Genomic DNA, 26,125 nt, shown 5'->3' with positions numbered 1-26,125 from the left:
AGTGGCAGTACGAGCTGGTCTACCGCCTGCGCAAGGACCATCGCGGCGGACGAACGCCACATCGCCCTCTGAGGGCCGGTGGCGCCTCTGGGCTGCGGCCTCAGCCCGCCACGGGTACGGGCACGAGCCGCCCGTCCGCCATCGTGACCGTGCGGTCCGTCCGCTCCAGATGCGCCCGGTCATGGGTGACCAGCACGGTCGCCGTCCCCCGCTCCCGGGTCAGGGCGCCGAGCAAGTCCAGTACCGCCGCGCCCCGTTCATGGTCCAGGGCGCTCGTGGGCTCGTCGACCAGCAGGACCGCGGGCTCGTTCATCAGCGCGCGGGCGATGTTCACGCGCTGGCGCTGTCCGCCCGAGAGCTGGTGCGGGCGGCGGTGAGCCTGGTCGGCGAGACCGACCGCGTCGAGCAGTTCCAGCGCCAGGGCGCGTGCCTCGCGCGGCCTGCGCCCGGACAGGTGGGCCATTACCTGGAGCTGCTCGGCCGCCGTCAGGGACGACAGCAGATTCGGCTGCTGGAAGACGATGCCGATGCGTTCGCGCCGTAGCGCGGCCTGGCCCGCCCGGTCCAGGCCGCCCGTCTCCGTACCGTCGACGACGACCCTGCCCCGGTCCGGGGTGACGAGGGTGGCCGCGACCGCGAGCAGGCTCGACTTTCCGGAACCGGACGGGCCGACGACGGCCGTGAGCGAGCCCGCCGGGGCCTCCAGCGATACGCAGTCCAGCGCGGTCAGCCGCCCGTCGCCGTCCGGGTAGGTGAGGGTGATGTCGTCGAGCAGCAAAGTCATCGGGCGCTCCCGAGGGCGGTCAGGGGATCGACGGCGGTGATCCGCCGGATGGACAGGGCCGCGCCGAGGGCGCCGAGGCCGATCATCACGCCGGCGGGAAGCAGTACGGTCGGCGCTGCCAGGACGAAGGGCACGTCCCCGCCGCTGATCAGTGCGCCGATCGCGGTGGCCAGAGCCGTACCGAGGAGCGTCCCGGCCGCGAGCATCGCCACTGCCTGACCCAGCGCGTCCTTGAGCAGATACGGGGTTGAGGCACCGAGCGCCTTCAGTACGGCGATGTCGGCGCTGCGCTGGATCGTCCAGACCGTGAAGAAGGCCCCTATGACCAGGGCGCTGATCACGAAGAGGAAGCCGCGCATCAGCTGGAGCGAGCCGTTCTCGGCCTGGTAGGAGCCGATCGCGGTCAGCGCCTCGTCGGCGCCGAGGGTCTTCGTGCCGACGGTCCTGTCACCGGCCGCGAGATCCGCTCCCGACGCCGTGGTGAGAGCGATGACGGTGGCCTGTTCCTCCGTGGTCGCGCCGGTGTGCCCGATCCGCTGCCAGTCGTCGAGCGCCGTCCACACCACCGGCGTATGGCTGAAGGATGCCTCTCCCTCGACCGCCGCGACCCGCGCCTCCAGGCTGCCGATCCTCAGCCGGTCGCCCGCGCCGAGGCCCAGCTCCCTGGCTGCCTTCCGGGACAGGACGACCCGGCCCGGCGCGACGCCTTCGGGCGCGAGGCCGGAGTCCGGCTCGACGCCGAAGGACGACACCGCGGCGGTACGGTCCCCGGCGGCGGCATTCAGAGTACGGATGCCGATCGGGTGCGCGCCGGTGACGCCGGGCTGCCGCCGCCACTTCGACCACTGGCCCTCCGTCACGGACGCGTTGGTGAAGGAGACCGGCCGGCCGCCGGGCGGGGCGGCGAAAGCGATGTGGTCGGCGGGCAGGCCGGTGACGGCCGAGGTGTTCTCCCGGGCCAGCCCGGCGGTCAGCCCCGACAACAGCCCCACCAGCAGCGTGATCAGCACGACCACCGTGCCCATCAGGGCGAACCGCCCCTTGGCGAACCGCAGATCTCTCCATGCGACGAACATGGCCCCAGCCTGGCCCGCGAGGCCGTCGCGGACATCGCGCCACGGTGTGTACACACATCAACCTTTTGATTGACCTCGCGCCCGCGCACCCCGCTTACGCTGGAACGGCCATGGATTCCCGCCCCCTCACCCCCGTTCTGCGCGTGCTGCGCCTGTGCCTGCACGCGCTGCTGGCAGGGCTGCTCTCACTCGCCGCCGTACGAGCCGTGGCGGACGACGCCCCTCATGCGTACGCCGTCGTGGCGGCCGCCGCCGTGATGGCCGCGGTGTACGCCGCCGGTGTGCTGAGCCCTGCCGTACACCGCTCGCCGCGTGCGGCCGCGCTCTGGCTCGCCGCCCTCGGCGCGGCCTGGCTCGCGCTGCTCGCCCTCTCCCCCGACGGGCTGTGGGCCGCCTTCCCGCTGTACTTCCTGCTGCTGCATCTGCTGCCGGTGCGCTGGGGACTGCCCGCGGTCGCCGTCACCGCGGCCGCCGCCATCGGGAGCTTTCTGCTGCACGGCAGGACGATCACCCCGGGCACCTTCATCGGGCCGCCTCTCGGCGCGGCCGTCGCCGTCGCGACCGTGCTCGGCTACCGGGCGCTGTACCGGGAGAGCGAGAGCCGGCGCGAGCTCATCGAGGAGCTCGTCTCCACCCGGGCCGGGCTCGCCGAGGCGGAGCACCAGGCCGGGGTACTGGCCGAGCGTGAACGGCTCGCCCGCGAGATCCACGACACCTTGGCCCAGGGGCTCTCCAGCATCCAGCTGCTGCTGCGGGCCGCCGAGCGGACACTGCCCGATGACGACCCGGCGACCGCGCATGTGCGCCGGGCCCGGCAGGCCGCGCAGGACAACCTCGCCGAGGCCCGCCGTTTCGTACGCGCGCTGACGCCGCCCGATCTGGAGAACGGCTCACTCGCCGGGGCGCTGGAGCGGCTGTGCGCGGGCGCAACGGGGCCGGCCGTCCAGTTCGGCATCAGCGGTACGCCCGTCGAGCTGCCCACTCCGTACGAGGTCGCTCTGCTGCGTACCGCGCAGTCGGCCCTCGCCAACACCGTGCGCCATGCCGTCGCGGGCCGGGCGGAGATCACGCTGAGCTTCATGGACACGTCCGTCTCGCTCGACGTGGTCGACGACGGCCGGGGCTTCGACCCCCTGTCCGCGGTGCCGGTGCCGAGCGGGGACGGCGGCTTCGGGCTGCCCGCCATGCGGTCGCGGGCGCGGACGCTCGGCGGGACGCTGAGCGTGGAGTCGGCACCGGGCCAGGGCACGGCGGTCGCGCTGACACTGCCGCTCCCGGCGCAGGTTTCCGTATGAGCGCGCCCATCCGCCTGCTGCTCGCGGACGACCATCCCGTCGTACGGGCGGGGCTGCGGGCAGTCCTCGACACCGAGCCCGACTTCGCCGTCGTCGCGGAGGCGGCGACCGCGGAACTGGCAGTCGGCCGGGCCGCGGCGGGCGGAGTCGACGTGGTGCTGATGGACCTTCAGTTCGGCCCCGGCATGCACGGATCGGAGGCGACGGCGGCGATCAGCGCCCTGCCGGAGGCGCCCCGGGTGCTGGTCCTCACGACGTACGACACGGACGCGGACATCCTGGCGGCGGTGGAGGCGGGCGCGGCGGGCTACCTCCTCAAGGACGCGCCCCCCGAGGAACTGGCGGCGGCGGTACGCACGGCGGCGTCCGGCCGGTCGGCACTCGCCCCCGCCGTGGCGCACCGCCTGATGGACCGGATGCGGACACCGTCACAGGCGCTGACAAAGCGGGAGCTGGAAGTGCTGCAACTGGTGGGGGACGGCCTTTCGAACGTGCAGATCAGCAAGGAGCTGTTCCTGAGCCAGGCGACGGTGAAGTCCCATCTGGTGCACATTTACGCGAAGTTGGGGGTGGACTCGCGTACGTCGGCGGTGGCGGTGGCGAGGACGCGCCGCCTGATCCGCCGCTGAGCCGGTGCCGCTGAGCCGGTGCCGCTGGGGCTCCGCCCCAGACCCCCGGTGGTTCAGCGCGGTACCTCGCCGAACAGGTCGACCGCGTTCCGTACCCCCATCAGCGCCGGGCCCAGCGCGCTCACCGACCCGATCGCGCCCGCGATCAGCAGCAGCGAGCGCCGCATCCGCGGGACTTCGGGATCGCCTGCCGCCACCATCGCGGCCAGCACGGCCAGTTCGTCCTCGGCGATGCCCCGGTCGGGGAACTCCCCGGGATGACCCGCCAGTTCGCGGCGGAGCCGGGAGACGGCAGCCCGCAGCTCCGTCGCCCTAGGGTCCTCGCCGCTCTCTGTCACCCGCGTCTGCCCCACGCTCCGCAACAAAGCTCTTCCCCTCGCACACCTTTGTGTCGCACCGGCAACCCTGGGTCGATGGTCAGTCGCCCGGAGTCGCGGGCAAGTTAACGCCATCCGATGCGGTGCGCGCCACTGTGCGGACCGAATTCAGGACGACGGCTGTACGGAGTCGATCGCGCCGCGCCAGACCGTCACATCAAGGGTGATGTAGTGGCTGGGATCCGATTCGGCCGCCCGCCCCTGGAAGGTCACCAGGCCCACGTTCCCCGTTTCGCTCAGTACACAGAACTTCGCACCCTTCGAGAGGTTTTCGATCTTGAGCGACGTGGCGAACCGGGTCTCGTTCCGGCACGTCGCCAGGTCGGCGCTCTGACCGGTGCGCAGCAGGACCATCTTTCCGTTCTTGGCATCGATCGTGCCGAGGTACCACTCGTGCTCGAAGTCGATGGCGTTGGCGCTGTCACCCTCAATCGGCTTGACCGGATCGTCGCCGAGGTTGATGCCGTAATCGTCCGTAATGTTGAGGCCGTTGTACGTCTTGGGCGTCGGGTCCGCGACCGGCTCGGAGGGCTTGGAGGACTGGCCGCCGCCCGGAGTGCCGGTGGTGGCCGGGTTCTGCGAGCTGCCGCCCTTGTCCTGGCCCTGCGACTGGTTGCCCTTGTTGTCGTCCTTGCCCGACAGGGCGAGGTACATGATGCCTCCGGCCACCGCGCCGAACACCAGCGTGGCGACAGCGGCGATGGCCAGATTGCGCCCCTTCTTCTTCGGCGGCGCGGTCGAGGTGGCGAGTTGGTTGTACGGCTGCACCGGCTGGTGGTGGTACGGCCTGGGCTGCTGCGGGGAGGCGGCCTGCGGGTGCGGGTGCGGGTGCGGGTGCGGGTAGGCGTACGTCGGCGTCTGCGGCGGCGGACCGAAGCCGGGCGGCGGGGTTGCGGGCGCGGCGTGCGCGGTCGGCGCGTGCATCGCGGCCTGGGCGGCGGTCTGCGTGGGCGCATGGTGCGGCGACTGGACGGGAGCCTGAGCCGGGGGCTGGGCCGGCGGCTGCACCGGGGCGCCCGCGGGTGCCGTCGGAGCGTGAGCCGGGGCAGCGGGCGCGGCCGGGGCCTGTCCGGCCGGCGGAGTGACCGGCGGCGCGGGGGCCGCCTTGCGCGTGGTGATCTCGGCGGCGACCGCACCCGGCAGCCACTCCTCCGGACGGCGCAGCACCGTTTCCGCATTGGCGGACTGGCAGATGGTCAGAAGCTCGGCGACCGACGGCCGCGCCTCGGGATCCTTGGCCAGGCAGCGGGTCACCAACTCCCGCAGCTGGTCCGGGAGTTCGGTGAGGTCCGGCTCCTCGTGCACGATCCGGTAGAGCACGCCGTGCGAAGTGCCCTCACCGAAGGCCGCCCTGCCGGTCGCCGCGTACGCAGCGACTTGGCCGAGCGCGAAAATGTCGGTGGCCGGGGTGACATGACTGCCGGCCGCCTGCTCCGGGGCCATGAAGGACGGGGTGCCGATGGTGACGCCGCTGCTGGTGAGCGAGGTCGCGTCGGCGGCCCGGGCGATGCCGAAGTCGATAACGCGCGGGCCGTCCGAGGCGAGCAGCACATTGGCGGGCTTGAGGTCACGGTGGACGATGCCGGCGCCGTGGATGACATGCAGGGCCTCGGCGATTCCGGCGACCAGCAGCAGCACGGTCTCCACCGGCAGCTTGCCGTGCTCGCTGACCGCGTCGGCGAGTGAGGGGCCGGGGACGTACGCCGTGGCGAGCCACGGCTGCTTGGCGTCCGCATCGGCGTCGATGACCGGTGCGGTGTACAGCCCCTGCACGCGCTGGGCGGCCTGCACCTCCTGCGCGAAGCGGCGGCGGAATTCGGCGTCCTGGGCGAAGTCGGGCCGGATCACCTTGATGGCGACGGCACGGCCGCCGGGTGTGTACGACAGATAGACCTTGCCCATACCGCCGGCGCCGAGCCGCGCGGCGATCTTGTATCCGGCGACGTGCTGCGGATCCTCGTCACCCAGCGGCTGGAAGACCGTTCCCTCGTGTGCGCGCCCACTCATCGACTCTTGTCCCCCATGGCGAACTTCAGTATCGGAGGTGGCACTTTATCCAAGGTCGCACCCCACTCTCCACGTCGGACGACGCATGCACTCCGGACGGTTGCAGAGTCGTGCCGACGGACCACGAATCGCGCAGCGCTTCGACCATATTTGAGGTAAGGAGTCCTTATGGCACACCCGGCACAACCACCGAAGGAACCGACCGTCGCCGGACTGCTGCTCGCGGCGGGCGGCGGGCGACGGCTCGGCGGACGCCCCAAGGCGCTGCTGACGCACCGGGGCCGGCCGCTGGTCGAGCACGCGGTGCGCGTGCTGCGCGAGGGCGGCTGCGCGCCGGTGCACGTGGTCCTGGGGGCGGCTGCCGACCGCGTACGGAAGGAGGCCGATCTCTCCGGCTGCGTACTGGTCGACAACCCCGACTGGGAGGAGGGCATGGGTTCCTCGCTGCGCGCCGGTCTTGAGTCCCTTTCCGTGACGGCGGCGGACGCAGCTCTTGTCTCTCTGGTGGACCAGCCGGGGATCGGGGCCGAGGCGGTGGCCCGCGTCCGGGCCGCCTACGGCTCCCGTCAGTCGCTCGCTGCGGCTTCGTACGGAGGTGAGCGCGGCCATCCGGTCCTCTTCGGCGCGGGACGCTGGCAGGAGATCACGGCGAGCGCGGTCGGCGACCGCGGCGCTCGCGCCTATCTCAGGGAGCACGAGTCCTCGCTCGCTCTGATCGAGTGCGGGGACGTGGCCGAGGCGTACGACATCGACACGGCGGAAGATCTGGCGCACCTTGAGTGAACGGCGTGGCACTCAGCGCCATGGTCTGTCGACCCAGAGAATCTCGATATCAACAAACCATTGAACTTCCACCATGAGGAAACTACTATCCACTGGTCAGAAGCGCCCGACACCCCAGACGGCGCCCGCGACCGTACCTCGGCTCTTGCGGCACCGAGTGCCGTATCTGCACGCCCGGCGGCCGCCAGGCACCGCCCGCTGAAGGAAGTGACAGCTCATGTCCGCACCAGCGCCGTCCCCGCTGGCCATCGTCGAAGCCGAGCCCCTGCCCCGGCAGGAAGAGGTCCTGACCGACGCGGCCCTCGCCTTTGTGGCTGAGCTGCACCGGCGGTTCACGCCGCGGCGTGACGAGCTTCTCGCCCGCCGCTCAGAGCGCCGTGCGGAGATCGCCCGTACCTCCACCCTGGACTTCCTCCCGGAGACCGCCGCGATCCGCGCGGACGACTCCTGGAAGGTCGCTCCGGCCCCCGCGGCGCTGAACGACCGCCGGGTGGAGATCACCGGACCCACCGACCGCAAGATGACCATCAACGCCCTGAACTCGGGCGCGAAGGTCTGGCTCGCCGACTTCGAGGACGCCTCCGCTCCCACCTGGGAGAACGTCGTCCTCGGCCAGCGCAATCTGATCGACGCCTACGAGCGGAAGATCGACTTCACCGACCCGACGTCAGGAAAGTCCTACGCCCTCAGGCCGAACGAGGAGCTCGCGACCGTCGTGATGCGCCCGCGCGGCTGGCACCTGGAAGAGCGCCATCTGCAGTTCGAGGGCCGCCCCGTCCCCGGCGCGCTGGTCGACTTCGGCCTGTACTTCTTCCACAACGCCCAGCGTCTGATCGACCTCGGCAAGGGCCCGTACTTCTACCTCCCGAAGACGGAGTCGTACCTGGAGGCCCGCCTCTGGAACGACATCTTCGTCTTCGCGCAGGACTACGCCGGCATCCCGCAGGGCACCGTCCGCGCGACCGTCCTGATCGAGACGATCACGGCGGCGTACGAGATGGAGGAGATCCTCTACGAGCTCCGCGACCACGCGGCCGGTCTCAACGCGGGCCGCTGGGACTACCTCTTCTCGATCGTCAAGAACTTCCGTGACGGCGGCGAGAAGTTCGTGCTCCCGGACCGCAATGCGGTGACCATGACCGCCCCGTTCATGCGCGCGTACACCGAACTCCTCGTCCGCACCTGCCACAAGCGCGGCGCCCACGCCATCGGCGGCATGGCGGCATTCATCCCGTCCCGCCGCGACGCCGAGGTCAACAAGGTCGCCTTCGAGAAGGTCAAGGCCGACAAGGACCGCGAGGCGGGCGACGGCTTCGACGGCTCCTGGGTCGCGCACCCCGACCTGGTCCCGATCGCGCTGGCCTCCTTCGACGCGGTGCTGGGCGAGAAGCCCAACCAGAAGGACCGGCTGCGCGAGGACGTCTCGGTGGCGCCCGGCGATCTGATCGCCATCGACTCCCTGGACGCCAAGCCCACGTACGAGGGACTGCGCAACGCCGTCCAGGTCGGCATCCGCTACATCGAGGCATGGCTGCGCGGCCTCGGCGCGGTCGCGATCTTCAACCTGATGGAGGACGCGGCGACGGCGGAGATCTCCCGCTCCCAGATCTGGCAGTGGATCAACGCGGGCGTCGTCTTCGAGAACGGCGAACTCGCCACCCCGGAGCTGACCCGCAAGGTCGCGGCACAGGAGCTGGCCGCGATCCGCGAGGAGATCGGCGAGGAGGCGTTCGCGTCGGGCAAGTGGCAGCAGGCCCACGACCTGCTGCTGCACGTCTCCCTCGACGCGGACTACGCGGACTTCCTGACGCTGCCGGCGTACGAGCAGTTGACGGGCTGAATCTGTCTGTACGTCTGACGACGCCCCCGGTATCGCACACCGCACCGGGGGCGGAGTCGTATCCCCTAGCTCTCCGGTTTCTCGGACTTCTCCGTGTGGCCCAAGGTCCGGCCCGGTGCCACGCGGTCCCGGACCAGCCGCTTGACGGCCGTCGGCTCCGGGAATCCCTGCTCGCGCCGGTCCCAGACGACCTCGCCGTCGACGCGCACCACGAACACGCCACCGGTCCCCGGCTTGAGCGCGAGTTCGGTCAGCTCCGCCTCGAAGGTGGCGAGGAGTTCCTGGGCCAGCCAGGCGGCACGTGGGAGCCAGCGGCACTGGGTGCAGTACTCGATCTGCACACGGTGAGCGGTGGTCGAGGCAGACGTGTTCAAGGCGGAAACGCCACCTTCCGGCTGGTGAGGGCGCGTGATGCGGACACCATTGTCCCAGCCCGCGGCGAGCGCCCCAGCAGACCACCACACCGTGCGCTGTACCGAGAAGTCGCCCCACTTGCAGTCAGGCAGCTTGACCCGGAGCTTGATGCCGGCCCCCGCCCGAGAGCGGCGCGCCGGTCACAAGGGGCGCGCGCCTGGCTCTCCCTTCTCGCCCGACGGGAGCCGACCTCAGCCCGGAGTCGCACGGATTCCCCGGTACCGGCTCTGTCACGGAACGCAGTCGACTACCGTGTAACCCGCACATTCACCCCTGATCAGCCCGAACGAGGACCTGCGTGCAGACCACCCCGCTCAGCCCCGAGGATCCGGTCGAACTCGGCGGCTTCGAGCTGCTCGGCAGGATCGGGCAGGGCGGCATGGGCCAGGTCTATCTCGGGGAGTCGCAGGGCGGTGAGCCTGCTGCCGTCAAGGTGATCAAGGCGTCGGTCGTGGACTCCGAGGCGCGGCTGCGCTTCGCGCAGGAAATCGAGGTCCTCAAAACGATCTGGGGTCCTCGTATCGCCGCATTCCTGGACGCCGATCCCGAGGCGGAGCGCCCCTGGCTCGCCACGGAGTACGTGGATGGTCCCGATCTGCGCAAGCACATCACCACGCACGGCGCACTGCCGCATGTGCTTGTCGCGTCGCTCGGCGCGACCCTCGCCGAAGCCCTCGCCGCAGTGCACAAGCAAGGCCTGGTCCACCGCGACCTCAAGCCCGCGAACGTGCTCCTCGGCCCCAACGGCCCCAAGATCATCGACTTCGGTCTCGCGGTGTTCACGGAGGCAAGCGCCACCCTCACCGCTCCGAACACCGTGATGGGCACCCCCACCTGCATGGCCCCGGAGCAGGCGAACGGCGTCAAACCGCTGACCGCCCCCGTTGACGTCTACGCGCTCGGGGCCGTCCTCCTGTACGCAGCGACCGGCCACTATCCGTACCTGGCCGACAACATCCATGTGCTGTTCCACATGATCACCGACGAGGCCAAGGCACCTGACCTGACCGCCGCACCGGAGCCGCTCGTGCCGCTGCTCACCTCGATGCTGTCCTACGCCCCGGGTGACCGCCCCACGCTGTCCGAGGTGGTCCAGCAATGCCGGGCTGTCATCGAGGCCGCCGGGCTCAAGGTCGCGCAGGCCCGTCGTCGGCTGACCACACACACCGCGCCCTCCTCTCCACCGCCTGCACCGGACGCCGCTGACCTCGCGGCGCAACCGACCCGGCCGCTGGCGCAAGCCCCCGCCCCCCCGGCCCCCACGCTCGCGCTGCCACAGCCGGAAGCACCCCAGGACGGCCCGCCCGTCGCATACACGCCGACCCTCAAGGCCGAGCCTGTAAACCAGGCGCCCCCGACGGGCCCGGACGCGAGGCCGTCTCGGGACCGGGCCACCAGGCGCCCCGTCGCACCGGCTCCCTTGCGTCACTCCGTACAGGCCCGCAAGGTGGCCCAGCAGCTCCGCGAGACGTACGCGCAGGGCGCCAAGTTCTGACGCGAGACACTTCGCCCACGCAGCACCCCCGAAGAGCACCAACAGCACAGGAGGCAGCGCCCGTGACCGTCGAGCAGGAGCGCGTGGACCGGCCGAGCGGCACGGTGGCGGACGATGGCACCGCGCAGTACCCGCCGGGCGCGCAGATCGTCGTACGCGACGAGGAGTGGCTCGTACGGAACGTCACGCGCACCGCCCATGACGGCGACCGGATCGAGGCCGTCGGCGTCTCCGAGTTCGTCCGCGACCAGGAGGCCGTGTTCTTCACTGCCCTGGACGACGTGGAGCTGATGGACCCGCGACGCACGAAACTGACCGGCGACGACTCGGCGAACTTCCGCCGCAGCCGCCTCTTCCTGGAGGCCGTGCTGCGCAAGACCCCGCTCCCCCAGTCCGAGCGCGGCCTCGCCCTCGCCGACAGCTTCCTGCTCGACTCGCTCCCCTACCAGCACCGCCCGGCGCAGCTCGCGCTCTCCGGCCGCAACCTGCGCCCGCGCCTGCTGATCGCCGACGTGGTCGGCCTCGGCAAGACCCTGGAGATCGGTCTCACGCTCGCGGAGCTGATTCGGCGCGGAAGAGGCGAGCGCATTCTTGTCGTCACCCCGCAGCACGTCCTGGAGCAGTTCCAGCACGAGCTGTGGACGCGGTTCGCGATCCCGCTGATCCGGCTGGACTCGGCCGGCATCGAGAAGGTGCAGCGCGAGATCCCGGCGGGCCGCAACCCGTTCACCTACTTCAAGCGCGTCATCGTATCCATCGACACCCTCAAGAACACCGACCAGTACAAGCATCACCTGGAGCGGATCCGCTGGGACGCGGTCGTCATCGACGAGTCCCACAACCTGATCAACCGCGGCTCCCTGCGCAACCAGCTCGCCCAGCTCCTCGCCCCGCGCACCGACGCCCTGATCCTGGCCTCCGCCACCCCGCACAACGGCAATGCCCGCTCCTTCGCCGAGCTGATCGCCCTGCTGGACCCGGCCGCGATCCGGGACCCCGAACGGTACGAGGCGAAGGACATCGAGCACCTGTTCATCCGGCGGACGAAGGTCAGCCCCGAGGTCCGCGACCAGATGAAGGGCCAGTGGGCGGACCGCGGCCCGTCGGAGTCGGTGCGCTGCGTGGCGACGCCGGCTGAGGAGCGGGTGTTCGAGGAGTTGGCGCAGGTGTGGCTTCCGGAGGAGGGGAAGTCGGTCAGCGACGTGCCGCTGTTCCCATACACGCTGCTGAAGTCGTTCCTGTCGTCGCACGTCGCGTTCCGGGCGACGGTCGCGGCCCGTATCAAGACCCTGAGCAGCAAGGAGTTCGCCGACCCCCGGGCGCCGGAGCGCATCGCGCTGAACCGGCTGCGCGAGCTGACGTCGGGGATGAAGGAGTCGGACTCGGCGAAGTTCTGCGCGCTCGTCGAGCAGTTGAAGGCGATCGGCGTCGGCCCGAAGAGCGACGCACGTGTCGTCGTCTTCTCCGAGCGCGTCCAGACGCTGGAGTGGCTGCGGGAGACGGTGCCTGCCGCGCTCGGCTTCAAGGGCAAGGCCCTCACGGAGGCCGCCCGCGTGATGCACGGCGGGCTCTCCGACGAGCAGCAGATGCAGTGCGTGGAGGACTTCGGGCTCGCCGACACCCCCGTACGCATCCTGTTCACGGGTGACGTGGCCTCCGAGGGTGTCAACCTGCACCGGCAGTGCCACCAGTTGATCCACTACGACGTGCCGTGGTCGCTGATCCGCATCGAGCAGCGCAACGGCCGTATCGACCGCTACGGCCAGGCCCACCAGCCGCAGTTCCGCGCGCTGATCCTCATGAGCGAGGTCGACAGCGCGAAGGACGACCGCACGGTCGCGGAACGTCTGCTGGAGCGCGAGGACGAGGCGCACCGTTCGCTGGGTACAGCGGAGGCGGTCAGCGGGCTCTACCGGGCGGAGGCCGAGGAGAAGTCCCTCATCCAGGACCTGCTCAAGGGCCGCACGGTCGAGGAGTCGTTGCAGCACACGGCCGCGGAAGCGGCGGAGGCGGACGACGACTTCCTCGCCGACTTCTTCGGCTCGGTCGACGCGGTCGGTGACGACGGAGCCGACGAGGACGGGTCGGACACGGCCCCGGCCGCGGACGTGCCGCGCCTGTTCGCCGGCACCCGCGAGTTCATCGACGAGGCCGTACGGGAGGTGTTCCCGGACGCCCAGCGGCAGTTGGAGATGGACCGCGACACCGAGACGGGCCTGATCTCCTTCCGGCCCCCGTCGGACCTGGTCCACCGTATGAAGTCCCTGCCTCCCGACTACCGCCGCGAACAGCGCCTGCACGAGCGCCTGTTGGTGACGCTGAACCGCAAGCTCGCCGAGCTGTCGCTGGTACGGGCCCGGGAGTCGGCCACCTCCAGCTGGCCGGAGATCTCCCTGCTGACCGACCTCCACCCGGTGGTGGAGTGGCTGACCGACAAGGTGCTGGTGAGCCTCGGCCGGCAGGAGGCCCCGGTCATCACGGCCGACGTCACAGCCCCGGCGTATCTGATCCAGGGCATCTACTCCAACGCGCTGGGCCGCCCGACGGTCGTGAAGTGGATGGCCGTCACGGGCGACGAGGTCACCGACGACATGGTCTCCCTGCTGCGCCGGGCCGGTGTCGGCCCCACGATGGCCAACCCGCTGCACCACCACGACATGGATGCTCTGCGCGCCGGTATCCCGGCGGCGCTGGAGGGGGCCGAGCGCTTCCTCGACCGGCACAGCCAGGACTGGGACCGGGCGCTGCTCCAGCCCATCGAGCAGTACAAGCAGCGGCTCGGCGACTGGGAACAGCTCAGCCTGGCCGGCGGGACGACCAAGACCGACCTGACCCGGCTGGCCGACTCGCTGCTGACCACCGGCCGCCCGATGCTGCGCGTGCTGGCCGTCCTCGACGCGGCCTCTTCCATACCTTCGCCCTCTTCCGCACGCGACTGAACCAGGAGGTTCCCGCACCATGACGTACGACTCCCTGGTCAACCGCGGCGACTACTTCTCCGCGCACTACCTGGCCGAGGTCTTCCCCAAGGACCTCAAGTCCGGGCTGCTCGCGAAGTGGAAGGAGCGCGAGGAGGAGGCGAAGGCAGCCGGGGCCACGGGCGACTGGATCGAGTACACCGGCAGCGACCCCGAGCCCCTGCCCGTCACCCCGCGCGTGGGCCTGCGCGGCCTGCGCCGCCCGTACTTCAAGTCCCGCGCGTTCTTCGCCGAGGCCGCGGCCACGGCCGACGAGGCGACGACGTACGACGCACCGGAGTGGCGCCGACGGGCGGCCGACCTCAACGCCCTGGTGCTGCGGGCGCTGGGCTACGACGCCAAGCCGCAGACGAAGACCTTCGAGCGCGCGGACACCACGTACGACATCGAGGTCGCCTACGCCGAGCCGGGCCTGGTCGCCCTGGACTGCGGCTGGGCCGCCGAGCCGGACGCGGCACTGGACCCAGAAGGCGCGGGCCGCCTGCTGCACCCGTTGCAGATCGACTCGGCGAATGCCGTACGCACCGGGTCGAAGCTCGCCTCGTTCCTCTTCGCGTGCGAGGACGCCCCGCGGTATGTCCTGCTGCTGGCCGGCGGTGTCATCGTGCTCGCCGACCGCGCCATGTGGGGCGAGGGCCGCTACCTCGCGGCCTCGCTGGACACCGCGCTCGACCGAAACAACACCAAGGACGGCCAGGAACTCGACACCCTGGCCGCGCTGTTCGGCGCCGACTCGCTCCGTACGCCGGAGGAGGGCGGAGAGAACCCCCTCGCCGGGCTGGTCGACAAGTCGACCAAGCACGCGGTGGGTGTCTCCTCCGACCTGAGGGACGGGCTGCGCCAGTCGGTCGAGCTGATCGCCAACGAGGTCCTGGAGCGTATCCGCTCGCACGAGGGCGTACGGCTGGAGGACATCAAGGACCTCCCGGAGCTGGGGCAGCAGTTGACGCGGGAGTCGCTGCGGTATCTGTACCGGATCCTGTTCCTTCTCTACGCGGAGGCCCGCCCCGAGCTGGGCATCCTGCCGTCCGACTATCCCGAGTACCACCAGGGCTACGGGCTCGGGCGGCTGGGCGAACTGGTCGCCGAACGGGACCTGGTGGGCGAGAAGGCGCGCGAGGGCTTCTACCTGTACGAGTCGCTGGACCTGCTGTTCCGGAAGGTGCAGGAGGGCTACCGGCCGCGGCGTACGCACGGGGTCGTCGAAGTGAAGGCGTCCGAGGACATCGGCCTGCGCTTCGAGCCGCTGCACTCCAAGCTCTTCGAGGGCGAGTCCATCCGCCTGATCGGGGCCGAGTCCGTGCCGGACCCGAGGTACGACGAGGACGCGGAGGGCGGACCTCGGTACCTGGACACGCGACTGCGCAACGCCACGCTCTACCAGGTGTTGCGCAAGCTGATGCTCACCAAGGGCAAGAAGGGCGAACGCGGCGGCTTCATCTCGTACGCGCAGCTCGGCATCAACCAGCTCGGCGCGGTGTACGAGGGCCTGATGTCGTACTCGGGCTTTGTGGCGGGCGAGGAACTGTACGAGGTCGCCAAGGGCGGCGACCCGAAGGACGGCTCCTGGCTGGTGCCTGCCTCGAAGGCGGACGAGTACGCGGACGGCGTCTTCGTACGGCGCCGGGACGAGGACACGGGCGAGGAGGTACGGGTCCGGTACCGGCCGGGGGCGTTCGTGTACCGGCTGTCCGGGCGTGACCGTCAGACGTCGGCGTCCTACTACACGCCGGAGTCGCTGACGAAGGTGACCGTGCAGTTGGCACTCCAGCATCGCTTGGACCAGGACGGGTCGACGACCGAGGCGCGGGAGCTGCTGGACTGGAAGATCTGCGAGCCGGCGCTGGGGTCCGGGGCGTTCTTGAACGAGGCGATCAACCAGGTCGCGGCGGAGTACCTGCGGCGGCGGCAGGAGGAGACCGGCGACGCGATCGACACGGAGAAGTACCCGGTCGAACTCCAGAAGGTCAAGGCATACATCGCGCTCCACAACTCGTACGGGGTGGACCTCAACTCCACGGCGGTGGAGCTGGCGGAGGTTTCGCTGTGGCTGAACACCATGCACCCGGGCATGGAGGCACCCTGGTTCGGGCTGCACCTGCGACGGGGCAACTCGCTGATCGGCGGGCGTCGGGAGATCTACTCGGCTGAGCGGCTGAAGAAGGGCGGCTGGCTGGGGACGACACCGGAGCGCTTCCCGCTCACGGAGGCGGCCGGTGGGCTCCCGGAAGGGGCGGTGCACCACTTCCTTCTTCCGGCGAAGGAATGGGGCGCGGTCGCCGGGGAGAAAGAAGCGAAGGCGCTCGCTCCGGAGGACGCGAAGGCGTTGGGGGCGTGGCGTAAGGCGATCACCAAGTCGCCGAGCGCCAAGCAGGTTGCGCGCCTTCAGGGGTTGGCCAGGCGGGCGGAGTACCTGTGGGGGTTGGTGTGCCGGCGACTGGAGATCTCGGAGCGGGACATCTCGCGTCGGATTGAGGTGTGGGGCGCGGACAGGGAGTGGCTGCGCCAGCCTGTGGAGGCCGTGCAGCGCGAGGACGTGTTGGCCGATCTGGAAGCCGTGGACACGCCGTACTGGCGGCTGAAGACGCTGATGGACGCGTGGTGCGCGCTGTGGTTCTGGCCGGTGCAGAGCGCGGGGCTGCTGGACGGGTCCGATGCGCGGTACGCGCGGGAGGCGGCACCTGCGCTCACGCAGGAGGTCGTTACCGAGGACGACGGCGTGCTGCTGGCGTGGGAGGTCGACGCGCTTCCCGGGTTCCAGGCCGACGCCAAGCAACTGGCGCTGACGCGCGAGGACGTGGACAAGCGTCGTGCGCGCGGAGCTCGCAAGGGCGGGCAGGCCGCGCAACGCCGGTCGGTCATCCCGCTGGCGGGCCTTGACGACTGGCTGGATTTCGTGGAGTCGCTGCTCGGTACGCAGGAGGTCCCGACGGACTCGCTGATCTCGGAGTTCGAGTCCCTGAGCGAGCTGACCCCGTACGAGGACGACCTCCCGGACTACATGGGCATGGACCGGGCGCATCACCTTGAAGAGCGCTACCCATGGGCGGGCGCCGCGCGGGACATCGCGGTCCAGCAGGGCTTCTTCCACTGGGAGTTGGAGTTCGCTCAGGTGTTTGGACGCGATGGTTACGACCTACAGGTCGGTAACCCGCCGTGGGTAAGGCCAACCTGGCAGGAATCCTTGGTACTTGCCGAACTGGAGCCGTGGTTCGCACTGGCTGACAAACCCACTATGGCGGATTGGAGGCTACGCCGGAACGAAGTGCTCCTAGGTGACACTCCTCAAGCTGCAAAATTCTTCCTTTACGAGCTTGCCTCTAACACTGGAACAGCCGCAAATTTGGCCAGCGGGGCAACGTATCCGCTATTGGTTGGCACGCAACCCGACCTCTATCGAGCATTTATGTGTCGCGTTTGGCACAACCTCAACCCTCTAGGAATCTCGGCCCTGATCCATCCAGACAGCCACTTCGCCGGAAGTAAGGAGGGAAGACTAAGAGCGGCCGTATACTCCCACCTGCGCCTCCACGCACAATTCATGAACAAATTGAAACTGTTCTCCGAGATCAGCGATAATGCCCTATTTGGGCTTCATGTATATGGTCGACGTAAGGCGATCTCGTTCGCGCACGCAAGCTCTCTCTTCGCAACTGAGACTCTGGCTGGTTCGATCCAGCACGATGGCGAGGGGCCAGTTCCGGGAGTTCGGCATCGCGGGTCATGGGATCTCAGGCCGCACCGGGCTCGGTTGATCACAGTGAACCGGGAAACGCTGTCCAACTGGAAACTGCTCACGGGTGACTTCGACCTACAGCCAGAGCAAGCCCCTCTCCTATACCCGGTTTCTTCCCTTGAGGAAGGGGCTATTCGCGCCCTAGGAGCGGCCAGCAACAAGGTAAGGGAACTCCAACCCAGAATTTCATCGGGCTATCACGAGAAAACCGCGAAGGAGAATGGCCATATCCGGTGGGCGAATCACTCCACCTCCCTCCTGAGCGAAGTGGTGCTACAGGGGCCACACTTCGGCGGGGGCCTGCCCTTCGCCAAGGAGCCCAAGATCCCTTGCCGCAGCAACAACGACTGGCTGCCACTGAACCCTCAGACACTCGCACGCGACTTCACTCCCAAGTCAAACTATGCTCGAGCCTGCGACGAGAAGGAGTATGAGGCAGTCCAGGATCTCTGGAATGGGCGACGTTACACCGAGTACTTCCGCCTCGCCTGGCGAGTAATGATCCCTTTCAATAGTGAGCGAAGTCTCTATGCAGCCCTAATCCCCCCGGGCCCCAGCCACATTCACGGCGTTCACTCAATGGCTCTAATCGACAACCGCTCAACGGTAGCCGCGTCCGGATTTTGGGCGTCGCTACCCTCAGACTATCTGCTTCGAATCATCGGGAAGGCAAACTTCTATCCGGCAGAGGCCGCTCGCATGCCAGCTCCCGCACCCAATCATCCCCTCGCCCACCCGCTCATTCTGCGCACCTTGCGTCTCAACTGTTTGACGGACGCTTACGCTCCACTCTGGCAGGAACTGTTCCATCCCACCTGGCCTGGCTACGAACATTGGGCGCACAACTGGCCCAACCAGGCCCCGCTTTCCACTTCCCTAACACATGCATGGGAATACCGCACGCCTCTACGGACGGAACACGGGCGTCGTGCCGCCCTGGTGGAGCTTGATGCCCTTGTGGCTGTCTGGCTCAGCATGACCGACGACGAGCTGGTAGCAATCTACAAGTCGCGCTACCCCGTACTTGCTGAACGTGAGGCCGCGATGTTCTTCGACGCCAACGGGCGCAAGGTGGCACGCGATTCTTACGCCTACGGCCACGGCCAGGCCAGGGAGACGTACCCCGCACTTCTCGACCACCTGGCCAACCCCACCACCACCCCACCCCCCGAGGGCTACACCGCGCCCTTCTACAAGGCCGACCGCGAGGCGGAGATGCGCGCCGCGCACGCGCACTTCCAGGCGCGGCTCGACGCGGAGATCACCGCTGGCCGCTGGTCCCCGCCGGAGCCGGCCGCTGTGGAGGCCTGACGCAAACGCTGTGGGGCGACTCCCAAGCACAGGAACCGCCCCACAGCATGCCGATCGCGTACCTACACGACACCACTGTTCGCCGCGAACCCGACGAAGGCATCCCACGCCTGTGGCTGAAGGGTGATCACCGCAACGCTGGTGTCCTTGGAGTCGCGGACGTGCACGGCTCCGGGGCATGCCGCGACCTCAACGCAATCGCCACCGTTGCCAGCGCTGTAACTGCTCTTGAACCAGGCCAGTTCCTGCGTCACACGCCCAGTTAGCTGCGCAATCATGTGTCTCTCAACAACCTTTCGACCAAGGCCAGTGATTCTGCTGGAGTCAGCGCCTGCGCCCGGATAATCCCGTACGTCGCTTCCAGCTCCCGGACCCTGCTTCGCTCCGTGTGCAGGCGACTGTCGCCCTGCACCTCTGTATAAGCGATCGTCCGCCCATCCTGCATCTCCATCAAGGTGAACGGACCTCCAAGCCCCGCATGCTCGCCCCGCGTAGACGGCATCACCTGAATCTCGACGTTGCGCTTCTGTCCGATCAGCAGGACCTGCTCCAACTGCCCGCGCCAGACGTCGTCGCCTCCGATGCGCTTGAGGAGTACAGACTCCTCCATGACGAAGCTCAGGTTGGGCACCGGGCGCCGACTGAAGATCTCCTGCCGGGCGAGCCGGGCCGCGACTCGCTCCTCGATGACAGCCTCGTCCAGCAAGGGCCGCCACAGCTCGAACACCGCGCGGGCGTACTCCTCGGTCTGTAACAGACCCTTCAGTACGAGGCTGTCGTACGAGTGCAACTCAACGGCCTGCCGCTCCAACTTGGCTGCATCGCGGAAGAACGCCGGATACTGCGCCCGCGCCACCTCCTCCTTCATCTCGACCAGCACACCCCGCGCCCCCAGCACCTCATCCGCCTGCTCGATGAACCTCGGCGGCGGCACCCGCCGCCCCTGCTCGTACGACGCGATCGTCGACGCCGAGTACCCCGTCGCCGCCCCGAACGCCGCCCGGTCGTACTCCGTACACTCCCGAAACCGCTTCAACTGCCGCCCGAACACATGCAAGATGCCCGACCCGGGCCCTTGCTCCGCCTGCCCTTGGCCCTGCTCGTCGTCCATCGTCGTCACCGCACACCGCCTCCCGCGCACCCGCGCCCACACCCAACGCCACCACCCCACCCCCGGTCACGCCCCACACCGCGTACACCCACCACCCCCGCACGTACACGACGCCCCCGTCACCGCAACGCCCTCCCGATCAACGCTACGCATCCCACACCTCCGTTCGGCTCGAAACAGGCAGGCTCACCCTCTGGTGTGAATGGCGCCCCGCGCCCTCCCGAAGAGCCGTGCCTGCTCGACCGTCCGCCGGCCGGGGCGGGGTCCTCATCCCGCGGTATACAGCCATCATCGGCCGCTCGACGCCGCCGCCTCCAGCGTCCGTTCGGCTGGGAAAGGTTCATGGCTGAACCGCGTGCACGGCTGCGGCAACTCTGTGAGGATTCAACTCAGTTCGTCTCTGCCCAGCACGTGAGATGCCTGAAATCCGTCCCGGCCGCACCGGCGGGCGGATCAGTCCGAGGAGTACCGATGTCAGACCCCACCACCGACGCCGCTCCCGATAATCCACCGAGTCGAGCGTCGTACCTGCTGGCGGGGCGGCGGGTCAGCGTGTCGGATCTGATCGAGGCGGGACTGCTTCAGGTGGGTGAGCAGCTCACCTTCGACCGGCCTCGCATCGGCGAGTCACACAGCGCACGCATTGCAACTGACCATTCCATAGAACTGGTCGACGGTCAGCGGTTCAAGTCCCCCTCCAGCGCCGCCATAGCCGCCGTGGGTGGAGGCTCCTTTGACGGCTGGCATGCTTGGGCGTCGAGTGACGGCACGATGCTGGATGTGCTGCGCCAGCGGCTTCTCGACTCCGCAGCTTCGCAAGCGGTGCCCTCGGACGAGGAACCGCAGTCCGCCTCCGCTCTCCGGCACGAGAAACTCAAGAAGGCCAGAGAGGATGCTGAGCAGGGAAGTCCTGTAGCCCTTTCGGTTCGTGACCTCATTGCCTGGTGGGGTGCAGTCAGACGCGGCTACCTCGTCAGCCGCCAGGTCGCCGCCGAACTGGCGAACCACAGCCTGACGACTTCGCCCGATTTCGAGGCAGTGAGTTTCGACGCTGTGGTCAAACTCGTTGCTGCCCCGAAAGGCACGGATGGCACGGAGCCGGCGAGCACGGTGCCGGCGAACCCTGTCACCCCCCTCGCCGACGAGGACGTGCCTGCGCTTGGCCTGACATTGGGCAACCTGCCCTCGGCACTTGCGGGAGTTGTGGCAGTGTCGCCGTCCGCGACGTTCGAGGAAGCCATCACCGAGATGGCCATCAACGGCTACTCTCAACTGCCAGTGACCGTCGGAGACCGCACTCTTCGCGGGGCTGTCACCTGGGAGTCCATAGCGCGTGCACGACATGCCGATCCCGAAGCCCCGTTTTCCAAAGCGATCATTCCGGCACGGGAGGTTCCGTACGACCACCACCTGGTCGACGTTCTGGCCATTCTCACCGAGTTCGACTTCGTCGTGGTGAGAGACCAGACGAACACCATCGCCGGAATCGTCACGTCCAGTGACGTCGCATCAGCCTACGGTTCCCTCGCTACGCCGTTCTTCCTGATCGGTGAATTCGATCAAAGACTGCGACGCATACTGTCTGAAACGTTTGACGTGGGAACGGTCACCACTCTCTGCGCGCCGGATGGTGACCGCAAGATTGCGTCGTTCGACGATCTTTCCATCGGGGACTACCAGCGCATCCTGCAGAGCAAGGATGCGTGGGCGACGTTGGGCTGGCCACTGGACAGAAAAGTCTTCGTGAAGCGGGTTGATGAGCTGCGCGAGATCCGCAACGATCTGATGCACTTCAACCCGGACCCGCTCCCAGAGGACGCAGTGCAGAAGATCCGTCACATGATTACGCTCTTGCGGGAGTACGGCGACTGACCAGACGTGCACATCAGCTCGCCACACGAGGGGCGAGGGGCCCAGAGCCGTGGCCGCCTGCTCAGGGACAACCCGCAGAAGGAACAAGGGCTCGCTGGTCGGCGTCATCGGGTGCCCACTCAGTCGTCGGCCGGACGCGACGGCGGCGCTCCCACCCCACGGTGTTCCTGTACCCGCCCCCGCACATGGAGCGCCCATTCCTCGACCCCGTCGCGCAGCTCGTCCATGCCCGACTCGAACCGGTGCCACGACGGGGTGGGGTCACCCGCCGGGAACGCCCCCGCGTACTCGTCGAAGTCCTCGATGAGCCGGCCCGCCAGGCGTGACAACCGTTCCGCGTCCGCGGCCTCGGGGTCGTCCACTGCCAGACGCAGAGCGGAGTGCCGCAGCAGCAGGTGACGGTACTGCTCGCGTGCCTGAGTCAGCCCCTCCCCCACGTCGTTCCCGCGTCCCAGTCCCTCCTCAAAGTACCGGGGCCCCGCCACAGCCAGGTGGACGAGCGCCATGCGCACGTTCTCGATGCCGTTCAGAAACTGTGCGTACGCGTCCCGCCGGGCCTGCCACAGCGTGTCCTCGCGTTGCCCGTCCAACTGGAGCCGCACGCCGGCCAATGCCGCCTCGACTTGGGCTCTGCCTGCCTCCCGTGCGGCGTCGAGTGCGGCCTTGTTCGCTCGGCGACCCGTCTCCACGGCCACAAGTGCCATACGAGTGTCGCTCCCACGCCGATGCCCGCGGCCCAAATGGCCGCCTCCCCCTGGTCCATGGCGGGATTGTGCCAGCACCCCCACGCAACCGGTCAGGACGCCCGCGCGCAAGGGCGCGGCGACGTCGGCGCCGACGGAATGGGTCGACCGCAAAGGCGCTTCACATGCCCGCCGCCGCGCGCTGAGCACGACGCATTCGCGGAGAGACAGCTGTTTTCGTCCGAACTCTCCCGAACTACCGCCCGGACGCCTATCGTTGTGCCCCATCAAGGACTCGCCATCCGGGGGGATCGTGTCTGACGCGTTCAAGTCGAAGCCTGTGCTCAAGTGTTGTGTCGTCTGCCGTCAGCCCGTGGCGAGGAAGAAGCTCGCCTTCACCCTGGGCGGGCAGCCGGCGCACCGGGCCTGTCAGTCGGCCCCGGACCGCCCGCCGATCCGTGCGGCGACCACGCCTGGTCCGGTTCGGGCGCCGAAGGACATCAGCCGTGCCGAACTCCTGAAGCGAATCGAAGCCTTGCGCAAGCGCGATCCGAAGATGAACCTGCGCGCCAAGAAGGCACAGCCCGGCGGCCGCCCCAAGCCGCCGCCGACAGCGCCGCGCCGCGACCAGCGGCCGGTTGCCCCGCCCCAGCCGTACTACGGCGTGGAGATGAAGTCCGTCGACGGCAGGTGGGTACAAATGCACCCTGACTCCGAGTAGTGGTCGCCGCCCCCAGCCGGCCCGATCCGGCGCATGGCGTTGTTCCGTGTCGGGCGGGGTCAGGTCGTCCGGCTTTGGCACACCGATCGCGCTGATCGCGCATGCGACCGATATTCGGGCAGAAGCCTTGAGCGAGTCCGTACTAAGTTGATCGCTTGCGTCTGCAACGGGGAGGCAGCACGGTGAGCGGACTCGCACCCGGTCCGCTAGAGCAGCCATTCGTCGGCGAGTAGCCCGACCAGCTGCTTCTGCCGTGTCCGGACGAGCTCAGGGTTCCACTCCGTATGCTGGAGCACCTGGGTCGTCAGCGCGAAGGGCACGACCCCGTTCCGGCCGGCGAAGTAGGTGGCCTTCTTCACGGCGAAATCGTGGTTCTGCGCTGCCGAGTTCTTGGCCCGGTTGAGGAGAACCAGGTTCCCCAGCCGGTGTGTCCAGGCAAGGCGCTGCTCCTCGTCGAAGAGATGAGTCCACTGCGACTCCTGCCTCGGGTTCTGCGGCAGCACATGCTCGACGGTGATGATCGGATGGTCATAGGTGGCCCCCTGGCCGCGTGCGAGCACCTCGTCGACCCTCAGGAGCACGTACTTGCGGATCTTGCCCACGAGGTAGAGGTCGCCGTCCAGCTTGGCCCGTGTGTCGGCACGCTCCGCCTCCGACAGTTCCAGAGCCTCGGCATCCAGCCCGGCTCCCTGATCGAGCTGGCGCAGCAGTTCCGCGTAACGGGTGACGCGAGGTGTGGTGTAGACGCGTCGGACGAACATGCTGGCGGAGAGCCGCTCCAACGCGCCCAGGAACCGGTCGAGCCACACGGGGTCGTTCCCGTGGTGTCGCAACGCCCAGAGGGCGGCCGGTCGCCAGTCGTTGTTGTCGACCTGCTGGAGTCGCCGGAACCAGGTGTTGACCTTTTCGGCGCCGGACGAGGCCTCGTAGACGGCGTCGCGGACCTGGACGTACGCGTCGGCGTAGGGGCGGAGGACTTCGTTGACGAAGACCTCGCCATCGCCGGGGAGGTACCGGCTGAGTACCTGCTCCGGGAACTCCTTGAGCAGTTCTTGTTCCGCCCGCTTCTTGGCATAAATCATGCGCAGGTGAAGGAACAGGTCCGCGAAGTCGTCCCGGCCGAGGTCCTCTTCCGCGTCCTCCCACTTGGTTGCGCAGTGCCCTGCCGCCGGCTCTGGGAGGTCGCCGATGATCCGCGCCTTGAAGATGTCCGTCGGCGACAGGTCCAGTCCGCGGGAGTTCATGACGCTGAAGATGCGGTGCGCACTGTCCAGGTCGGGGGTGCTCACGACGACCAGGTAGGTCCGCTCGACAAGCATCTGCAGCAGGTCGAGCCAGCGTGCCTCTGACCAGCCGGCCAGTGCGGTATGGAGTGCTCGCGCGTTACGAAGGACCGCCTTCTGGGCGTCCGTGCCCAGTTTTTCCGGGACCAGGGTGAGCAGCTGCGGGACGGCTCCTTTCCTCTGCACGTACTGCTCGAAGAACTCCGCGTCACGCGGGCGCAGTTTGAGGCGTGGCCGCCTGGCGAGCCCTCGGATCTTGGCACCCGGCTCACTCACGAGTTTGTCCAAGTCGTCCCGGACCTCCGGGTCCTCGGCAAGGTCACGGATCACGGACAGCAGGATGGTCAAGGTGGTGAGCCGCTGCTGACCGTCGATGACGTCGGCGCGCGACGTCCCGCTCTCCTTGACGAGCACGATGGAGCCGAGGAAGTACGGCTCCTCCTTTCCACGGTCCAGAGCTTCCACGAGATCTGTCAGCAGTTGGACCGCCTGCTCCTCCTCCCAGGCGTAGGGGCGCTGGTAGTCCGGGATGTGGAAGACGTAGTCGCTGCTGAACACCTTGTGCAAGGGCATCTCGTGGGCCTCGAGCTTTTGCATGGCCCCATGATGGCGAGGCGGAGCGCCGGACCGCGGGCGAATGGTCAGAAAGGTGGATCATCGGCCGCCGGGGCCCTTCTCCGTGAGGCTCAGGGCGATCCGTGTGAGGTACTGGACGTGTCCCATCCTCGTTTAGGGTCTCCGGGGCGCCCGTGCCCGCCGCACCTGCGCCGTGGGCGCAGGAATCCAGCCACTTGTCCGCGGTGCTCCGGTGCGGCGATGAGGGGGCGCGGAAGGCTTGTACTCGACGATGGTCCGGCTGCTGCGCGGATCCGTTCGGCGCGCTCGGGGCCGCGGGTCGGGACATCCGGGAAGGGGTAGCGCAGCAGGCCCCGGGGCGGTCCGTACGGCCCCGTCGGGCCGGGCGGTTGGCGCTGCGTGGGTGCTCGATCGACTGTCGCCGTAGCCGCCCCGGATCCTCGGCCGCGCCTCACACAGCGGGTCATGGTCGCGGGGAAGCGACGCCGGGCGACTCCTCCCAGGAACTCCCCGAACAGACCCTGCCGCACGTCGGATTTCGGGCGGGGACCGGGCACGCCCGCGTACACGAACCGCCGGACTGCGTACACCGCCTCACAGTCAGCGCGTCACTGCTGGTCAACACAGTTAACGACGCGGAAGCGTGGGAGGCATGAGACCGGCAACCACCCCTCCTGCGGGGCTTGTTCACCATCCCGCGTCCACCCATGAGTTCGCCATGCAGTTCACCTCGACGCCACGCGGAGCCCGTCTGGCCCGGCGGCTTGTCTCCCACCGGCTGCACGAGTGGGGGCATCCCTATGACTCCACGGCCAACGAGACCCTCACCTTGATCGCGGCGGAGCTCGTGGCCAACGCGGTGCGTCACGGGCACGTGCCGGGGCGGGACTTCCATCTGCGGCTCGCCGCTGCGCCGGCGGCCCTTGAGATCGACGTCACCGACACCCGCGGCGAAAGGCGCCCCCGTCCCGCGCCTCGACCGCCAGGGCCGGACGACGAGTCGGGGCGCGGTCTGCTGCTCGTCGACGCGCTCGCCGACCGCTGGGGCATCACGCCGCGAAGCGCCGCGCCCGGCAAGACCGTCTGGGCAGTGCTCGGCGTTGTCCCGCCCCGATAGCGCGGCGGCGCCCATGCCGAAAGGCGTTTCGCTCCAG

The 26,125-nt window shown here is 68.7% G+C and carries 19 protein-coding genes; 10 read left to right on the top strand and 9 right to left on the bottom strand.

Annotation, left to right across the window (positions count from 1 at the left end):
• Positions 1-100: 100 nt before the first annotated feature.
• Positions 101-784 carry an ABC transporter ATP-binding protein gene (locus tag ABZS64_RS10785; protein WP_355826211.1) on the bottom strand — a complete coding sequence of 228 codons (684 nt, stop codon included), beginning with the start codon at positions 782-784 and terminating at the stop codon, positions 101-103.
• On the bottom strand, positions 781-1,860 hold the full coding sequence (locus ABZS64_RS10780) for an ABC transporter permease (protein ID WP_355826208.1): 1,080 nt from the start codon (positions 1,858-1,860) through the stop codon (positions 781-783). The genes ABZS64_RS10785 and ABZS64_RS10780 overlap by 4 nt, the downstream gene beginning before the upstream one ends.
• 110 nt (positions 1,861-1,970) lie before the next feature.
• Here ABZS64_RS10780 and ABZS64_RS10775 point away from each other — a divergent pair, with 110 nt between their 5' ends.
• Both ABZS64_RS10775 and ABZS64_RS10770 read left to right on the top strand, forming a co-directional pair.
• Positions 1,971-3,155: a sensor histidine kinase gene (locus ABZS64_RS10775; protein WP_355826205.1), complete on the top strand. Its 1,185-nt coding sequence runs from the start codon at positions 1,971-1,973 to the stop codon at positions 3,153-3,155.
• A complete protein-coding gene (locus ABZS64_RS10770; RefSeq protein WP_355826203.1) occupies positions 3,152-3,784 on the top strand; it encodes a response regulator transcription factor in 633 nt (210 codons plus the stop codon). The genes ABZS64_RS10775 and ABZS64_RS10770 overlap by 4 nt, the downstream gene beginning before the upstream one ends.
• A 53-nt stretch (positions 3,785-3,837) precedes the next feature.
• Here ABZS64_RS10770 and ABZS64_RS10765 read toward each other — a convergent pair whose 3' ends face one another.
• Positions 3,838-4,149, bottom strand: coding sequence for a DUF5955 family protein (locus ABZS64_RS10765; RefSeq protein WP_355826200.1), 312 nt, complete (start codon positions 4,147-4,149; stop codon positions 3,838-3,840).
• Between the two features lie 120 nt (positions 4,150-4,269).
• On the bottom strand, positions 4,270-6,168 hold the full coding sequence (locus ABZS64_RS10760) for a serine/threonine-protein kinase (RefSeq protein ID WP_355826197.1): 1,899 nt from the start codon (positions 6,166-6,168) through the stop codon (positions 4,270-4,272).
• Positions 6,169-6,336: 168 nt separating this feature from the next.
• Between ABZS64_RS10760 and ABZS64_RS10755 the strand changes: the two genes are divergently transcribed.
• Entirely contained in the window at positions 6,337-6,951 is a 615-nt protein-coding gene (locus ABZS64_RS10755; protein WP_355826194.1) for a nucleotidyltransferase family protein, read from the top strand.
• Between the two features lie 217 nt (positions 6,952-7,168).
• The gene (gene aceB, locus ABZS64_RS10750) at positions 7,169-8,791 is read left to right on the top strand and encodes a malate synthase A (RefSeq protein ID WP_355826191.1); all 1,623 of its coding nucleotides are present in this window, start codon (positions 7,169-7,171) and stop codon (positions 8,789-8,791) included.
• 65 nt (positions 8,792-8,856) lie between these two features.
• Here aceB and ABZS64_RS10745 read toward each other — a convergent pair whose 3' ends face one another.
• Complete coding sequence (locus ABZS64_RS10745; RefSeq protein WP_355826189.1) at positions 8,857-9,165, bottom strand: SelT/SelW/SelH family protein; 309 nt, start codon at positions 9,163-9,165, stop codon at positions 8,857-8,859.
• A gap of 338 nt (positions 9,166-9,503) precedes the next feature.
• On the opposite strand from ABZS64_RS10745, the gene ABZS64_RS10740 reads away from it, so the two are divergent.
• The 3 genes from ABZS64_RS10740 (at position 9,504) to ABZS64_RS10730 (ending at position 18,725) form a co-directional block, all read left to right on the top strand.
• Complete coding sequence (locus ABZS64_RS10740; protein WP_355826186.1) at positions 9,504-10,700, top strand: serine/threonine-protein kinase; 1,197 nt, start codon at positions 9,504-9,506, stop codon at positions 10,698-10,700.
• 104 nt (positions 10,701-10,804) lie between these two features.
• On the top strand, positions 10,805-13,639 hold the full coding sequence (locus tag ABZS64_RS10735; RefSeq protein WP_355826583.1) for a DEAD/DEAH box helicase: 2,835 nt from the start codon (positions 10,805-10,807) through the stop codon (positions 13,637-13,639).
• A 19-nt stretch (positions 13,640-13,658) separates the two neighbouring features.
• A complete protein-coding gene (locus ABZS64_RS10730; RefSeq protein ID WP_355826183.1) occupies positions 13,659-18,725 on the top strand; it encodes a class I SAM-dependent DNA methyltransferase in 5,067 nt (1,688 codons plus the stop codon).
• Between the two features lie 62 nt (positions 18,726-18,787).
• Here ABZS64_RS10730 and ABZS64_RS10725 read toward each other — a convergent pair whose 3' ends face one another.
• Positions 18,788-19,003, bottom strand: coding sequence for a DUF397 domain-containing protein (locus tag ABZS64_RS10725; RefSeq protein ID WP_355826180.1), 216 nt, complete (start codon positions 19,001-19,003; stop codon positions 18,788-18,790).
• Complete coding sequence (locus ABZS64_RS10720; RefSeq protein ID WP_355826177.1) at positions 19,000-19,836, bottom strand: helix-turn-helix transcriptional regulator; 837 nt, start codon at positions 19,834-19,836, stop codon at positions 19,000-19,002. The genes ABZS64_RS10725 and ABZS64_RS10720 overlap by 4 nt, the downstream gene beginning before the upstream one ends.
• A gap of 471 nt (positions 19,837-20,307) precedes the next feature.
• Between ABZS64_RS10720 and ABZS64_RS10715 the strand changes: the two genes are divergently transcribed.
• Positions 20,308-21,708, top strand: coding sequence for a CBS domain-containing protein (locus ABZS64_RS10715; RefSeq protein ID WP_355826175.1), 1,401 nt, complete (start codon positions 20,308-20,310; stop codon positions 21,706-21,708).
• A gap of 119 nt (positions 21,709-21,827) precedes the next feature.
• On the opposite strand, the gene ABZS64_RS10710 is transcribed toward ABZS64_RS10715, so the two are convergent.
• The gene (locus tag ABZS64_RS10710; RefSeq protein ID WP_355826173.1) at positions 21,828-22,412 is read right to left on the bottom strand and encodes a hypothetical protein; all 585 of its coding nucleotides are present in this window, start codon (positions 22,410-22,412) and stop codon (positions 21,828-21,830) included.
• 352 nt (positions 22,413-22,764) lie between these two features.
• Between ABZS64_RS10710 and ABZS64_RS10705 the strand changes: the two genes are divergently transcribed.
• Entirely contained in the window at positions 22,765-23,112 is a 348-nt protein-coding gene (locus ABZS64_RS10705) for a hypothetical protein (protein ID WP_355826171.1), read from the top strand.
• 206 nt (positions 23,113-23,318) lie between these two features.
• On the opposite strand, the gene ABZS64_RS10700 is transcribed toward ABZS64_RS10705, so the two are convergent.
• The gene (locus ABZS64_RS10700; RefSeq protein WP_355826168.1) at positions 23,319-24,992 is read right to left on the bottom strand and encodes a DUF262 domain-containing protein; all 1,674 of its coding nucleotides are present in this window, start codon (positions 24,990-24,992) and stop codon (positions 23,319-23,321) included.
• A 631-nt stretch (positions 24,993-25,623) separates the two neighbouring features.
• On the opposite strand from ABZS64_RS10700, the gene ABZS64_RS10695 reads away from it, so the two are divergent.
• Entirely contained in the window at positions 25,624-26,088 is a 465-nt protein-coding gene (locus ABZS64_RS10695) for an ATP-binding protein (RefSeq protein ID WP_355826166.1), read from the top strand.
• The last annotated feature ends 37 nt before the right edge of the window (positions 26,089-26,125 follow it).

The organism is Streptomyces sp. NPDC005408 (genome assembly GCF_040606445.1).
Classification (GTDB): domain Bacteria; phylum Actinomycetota; class Actinomycetes; order Streptomycetales; family Streptomycetaceae; genus Streptomyces.
Note: the sequence above shows the minus strand (reverse complement) of the source record. Positions and strands in the feature narration are given on the sequence as shown.